Raw genomic sequence first — 4,718 nt, 5'->3', positions numbered from 1 at the left:
CTGCAAAGCGTTGTAAAACGAACCGCTTTCCACCGCGCGCGGCGCGGCGTAGCGGTTCGCCGCCCCGTTGTACGCCATGCCGCCCGCGGCGCTGCCAAAGCCCATCAGGCCGCCGCCCGCGAACGCAAGCCCGGCCTGCTTTGCAACGTCCCACCCTGCGTGCCGCCGGGCCTCCTCCTCGCTCTCGCCCTGCGCCTTATACTGCCGCACGGCAAGGTTGTAGTCGGAAAGGTCGCCCATGATCAGCGTGTCCGCCGCAGCGTTCGCAAGCTCGGTGAACAGCTCCTCAATTCCCTCGCCCAAAATGCTTTTGCCAAGGTTCTTCACAACGTCCAGAAAGGTGCGCGGGTCACTTTTCGCCATCCACGAAAGGTTTTCAATGCTGTACTGCTCGAACAGCCCTTCAAAAATGCCCGCGGCGACGCCCGCGCCCATCGCTTGGCTGTCGGAAGCGCCTTTCTCCTTTGCGCTGCGCACGGTACTCGTCATTGTGCCGCTTCCCATCAGCACGCCGGACAAATATGGGTTTCCGCCGCTCATCGCCATGTTTGCAAGGCTGTCCGCCCAGCTCATGCCCGTCTGATACGCAAAGGACGCCGCTTTCCCGGCGAGCCCGCCGCCCAGGCCTTCTTCAATGTTGCGGCCCGTTTCGTCCCGCACCGCGTCCCGGTAAATATTCATCGTTTGCGCGGGCGTATTCACGTCGATGGGCGCGTAATCGCCGGTAAATGTATTTCGCGCCCACTGCTTCGCATAGTCCAGCGCAGCTGGCAGATTCCATGCGTTTGCCGCCACGCTTGCCGCGTTGTGCAGTATCGGGGCTTCGCCTGCGCCCTGGCGCGCGGAGGTTTCCAGTTCCTGCGCGTACCGCGCGTTTTCCAGCTGCTGCGCATAGCGCGAGAGCGAACGAGCGTCCACGTCCGCCGGCAGGCTGTTCGCGGCCTGCTCCAGCGCGGCCGTGGCCTGCCTGCGCTCCTCGTACGCGTCCGCCATTGCCAGCTGCTGGTCAATGGGCATGCCCAGCCCGCTTGTGTCCAGCATCCACGGGTACATGTTGTTTGCGATATCCCAGCGGTTGGCGGCATCGTTTGCGCGCTGTACCGTGCTTTGGCCGTCCGCGCCCAGCGCATTGTAGGCGTTTGCGTTTTGTTCATACCACTGCGCCTCCCGTTCGCGTTCGGCCGCTGTCATCTCCGGGGTTTCCTCCACACGCCCCCATGTGGGGGAAAGCGTGTCCGCCCCGAACTGCCCGAAGCTTTGCAGCTGCAGATCCGCCCATTCGTTTGCCAACGCCGTGTTTTTCGGCTTTGCGGCGCTGCTGCGGAGCCAGCCGCCTGCCGTTTGCCCCGCCTGCTGCCCGGCAATTGCCGCCGGGTCCGCCCCGAACTGCCCGAAGCTTTGCAGCTGCAGATCCGCCCATTTGTTTGCCAACGCCGTGTCTGCGGCCTGCTTTTTGCCCGCGGACGAAGCGGCTTTGCCGCGCTGCGCCTCGATCAGCTCCACCAGATTGGACGGCTGCGCCCCGCCAAAAGCGCCGGGAGCCGTATATTTCCCCGCCGCGCCCGTTTTTCTTTTGCTTTTTTTCACACTTTTCTGCATTTGTTCCCGCCTTTCCGTGCCGCTTTCCGGCGAAGCCGTGCGGCCGTTATTATGCCTGTCCAATCAGATACGCCCGCCGCTGCTCCACGATTTTACCGTGGTTCGCACATTGCGCATTCGTGCAGGTAAGGTCCTGCTCTATGTATACTTTGGTAGCGGTGTCCGGGCTGTTGTCGCCCTCGGCCTTTGTTCGGCTGCCGGAAATGCGCATCTCCGTTTTACACAAGGGACATAGCATTTTGTTTCACCTCCTCGATTTCATCTCGGTTTTCGCTCCGCGAAAAACGGTGTTTGCCGCTCCCATGGCATATTGGTCGCGGCACCTCCTCAACTTTGTTTCGGTTTTCGCTCCGCAAAAACCGGTGCTTGCCGCCGTTCGGCTCCATTTCGCCTGCGGCGGAACCGCGCTGGCCGGTCGTCGCCCCCGCCGGGGTGAAAGTGGAAGCCGCGTGTGGGAAAAGAGGAAGGCCCCCGCTTTCGCGGGGCCGATTACGAGTCTCCGACGGCCTACTTTCTTAGCATTAAGAAAGTAGGCAAAGAATGTTAGGGGGCGTTCCGCTCAGCTAAAAAATATAAATTTCAAATTCCATATCAAATTTATATTTTTCTTCACGCTTCGCTCCGAGGCCCCCTAAGACCCCCAACGGCAAAAGAGGAACGATTTTTCGTCGCCACGCTTAACAGTAAGAATGACATGCGCGTGGCTCTATCGAAAAATCCGATTTCAAATTTACCCTCACCTTACAGGTGCGAGAGACTTTTGCAGCAAAGCATATTTTTTTGCGCCTGCTGCCTTTACATGTCGGTTGAATACGAACTATATTCTCTCTATTGGAAATAAAATTTCCTTTGCTCACTCTCTGCCGGCGGAAGAGGAAGAATGGGAACGGAGTATTTTTTTGTGACTCTCTCGCATCCGAAGGATGCGGGTAAATCAAAATCCAGATTTTCCGGGAAGCGCCCGTCATGTCATTCTTACTGTTAAGGGCGCGGCGGAAAATCGTTCCTCTTTTGCCGTTGGGGGTCTTAGGGGGCCTCGGAGAGAGGCGTGAAGAAAAATCATGATTTGATACGGAATTTGAAATCATGATTTTTTAGCCGAACGGAACGCCCCCGGTGTTCTTTGGTTACTTTCTTAACACTAAGAAAGTAACGCCATCGGCAGATTCCGTAATCAGCCCCGCGAAAGCGGGGGCCTTCCTCTTTTCCCACACGCGGCTTCCATTCCCTCCGCCCTTTCCTACGCCATCGCCGGGCCCATCCCCGGGAAGAGCCCCGCGCCGCCCTGCACGGGCATTCCCGTGCCGGGCAAACCGCCCGGCACGCCACCGCCCACAAGCTCCATGCCAGGCAGCGCCCCCTCCGGGGAAAACGCGCCCGCCGCCCCACCGGGGCCGATGTTTTGGCCTGCCCCGCTTTCGCTTTGCTCCGGCGCGGCCCCCCGGCGCCTGTCCAGAATGGCCCGGAACTTGTCCTTCGGCACGCCGGAATTGTCGTCCAGCGCCTCCACGTATTCCTCAAATGTGATATGCTGCTGCGCCAGCGCGTTTTCCAGCGAAAGCTCGCGGGAAAGCACGCTGTACGGGTCGATGGGCGAAATGTCGATTTTTATGTCGACGTCCAGCGCCTCCAGCTCCGCGTGCGGCAGCAGCGTGCCGTCCGCCAGCCGCAGCCCCCGCACCGAATACGCCACCCACAGCTTGTACCAGATCATCGCCAGGTCCTCCACAAACTGCTTGTAGGCCGCGCTCTGCTCGTTCAGGCTGATGGCGCTCTGGTCGCGGGCCGCCTTGATGGCCTCGCCGCTGGCCTTCGTGGGGTCCACCTGTCCGGTCGCGGCCTCGCCCGCGCCCTCCAGCTCCCGGCTGGTGCCCACAAGCTCGGCCTGTAAATTCGCCGCGTCGCCGCTGATGGGCGCGGGGCTCAGGTACTGCACAAAGCTGCCCACCGGGTTCGCGTTCAGGTTTTTCACGCCGATGCTCGCCCCCACGACGCCCAGCTTCTCCGGCGCCAGCAGCTTGTCCTGGTCGTACACCACCGTGGGGAAGCTGTACCGCTTCACGCAGATGGCCCGCCGCGCCAGCGTGCGGTTCACCTCGATCTGGTTCGGAATCAGCCGCTCCACAACGCCCACGCCCCGGGCGCTGCCCATTTTTTCTTCCCAGCGCATGCCGCACACCGGGTAAACGTCCAGGCCGCGGATGGTTTGCATGGGCTGGTACACAACGGCCTGTGTGGAGCGGCAGAACGCAACGCCGCCGTCCGTCTTGCGCATGAACAGAAGGCTCGTGCATTTGCCGCTGTCCGTCTGCACCTCGTCCGCGCCCGTCACGCCAAGCTGCGTTTCGTCCGCCTCGTCGGATACGATCCGGCGTATCTCCGCCTCGGGCAGCCCGTTGTCTTTGGCCTGCCTGCGTACGTTTTCCACCGGTACGCGCTCGGCGATGATGATCCATTCCTGTTCCTCCAGGTTCGGCTCCTGCTCGTCGGCCAAATACAGCGCCGTTTTGTCGATCAGCCGCATTTTCAGCCGCGGGGTCATGTCCGTGACAACGCTCTCGCTGGGCGTGCGCTCGTCGAAGCAGTACAGATAATGGTCGCCGGTAATGCACGCGTTTTTCACAACGGCCCATTTCTTGCTGTCCAGCTTGCCCTTTTCCCACTGCGCCGCCGCAAACGCCGTCAGCGCTTCGCAGATCTCCGCTTTTTTCGGGTCGTTGTCCATCGGAGAAAACAGGATCGCGGTGTCGTTCATCGCCACCATCACGATTTTGTAGCGGCAGATGGGCTTGATAAAGTTCAGCATGGGAAGCTCTTCGTCGCCGGCCTGCAGCCCGTGCCATTGGTCGCCCTCGTAAAAGCGGTGGCACTTTTCCGCCTGTGTGTACATGTTCGTCCGGTTGTGATGGTCCTTGCCCGCCTGATACCTGCGCCAGATATCCGTACATTCCTTTTCCTGCATCATTCGATCACCTTCTGTCCTTTCTCTGTCCCGTCGTATGCGTCGATGTTCGCCAGAATCGCGTCATATTTGTCCGCGCGCCATCCCTCCGCCCGCGCGGGCGCAGCCGCGTGCCCGGCCGCGGTCTGCTGTGCAAAGCCGCCGCGGGCTGCCCCGG

Annotated in this window: 3 protein-coding genes; all 3 read right to left on the bottom strand. The window is 60.9% G+C overall.

All coding sequences use genetic code 11. The features are described 5' to 3' along the window. The coding region (locus IIY41_RS10180) for a hypothetical protein (protein WP_287400606.1) at nt 1-1,599 on the bottom strand (1,599 nt) is incomplete at its 3' end. A 49-nt stretch (nt 1,600-1,648) separates the two neighbouring features. Further along, nucleotides 1,649-1,837: a hypothetical protein gene (locus IIY41_RS10175; protein WP_009324250.1), complete on the bottom strand. Its 189-nt coding sequence runs from the start codon at nt 1,835-1,837 to the stop codon at nt 1,649-1,651. Between the two features lie 1,002 nt (nt 1,838-2,839). Beyond that, the gene (locus IIY41_RS10170; protein ID WP_287400604.1) at nt 2,840-4,564 is read right to left on the bottom strand and encodes a hypothetical protein; all 1,725 of its coding nucleotides are present in this window, start codon (nt 4,562-4,564) and stop codon (nt 2,840-2,842) included. Nucleotides 4,565-4,718: the final 154 nt, after the last annotated feature.

The sequence above is a fragment of the Ruthenibacterium sp. genome, assembly GCF_017421385.1.
Taxonomy (GTDB): Bacteria; Bacillota; Clostridia; order Oscillospirales; family Ruminococcaceae; genus Ruthenibacterium; species Ruthenibacterium lactatiformans.
The sequence above is the reverse complement of the archived record's forward strand: the minus strand, read 5'-3'. Positions and strand labels throughout refer to the sequence as shown.

Coding starts and splice junctions, on each gene's coding strand:
- IIY41_RS10170 (WP_287400604.1), bottom strand. CDS start 4,564: ATGATGCAGGAAAAGGAATGTACGGATATCTGGCGCAGGTATCAGGCG.
- IIY41_RS10175 (WP_009324250.1), bottom strand. CDS start 1,837: ATGCTATGTCCCTTGTGTAAAACGGAGATGCGCATTTCCGGCAGCCGA.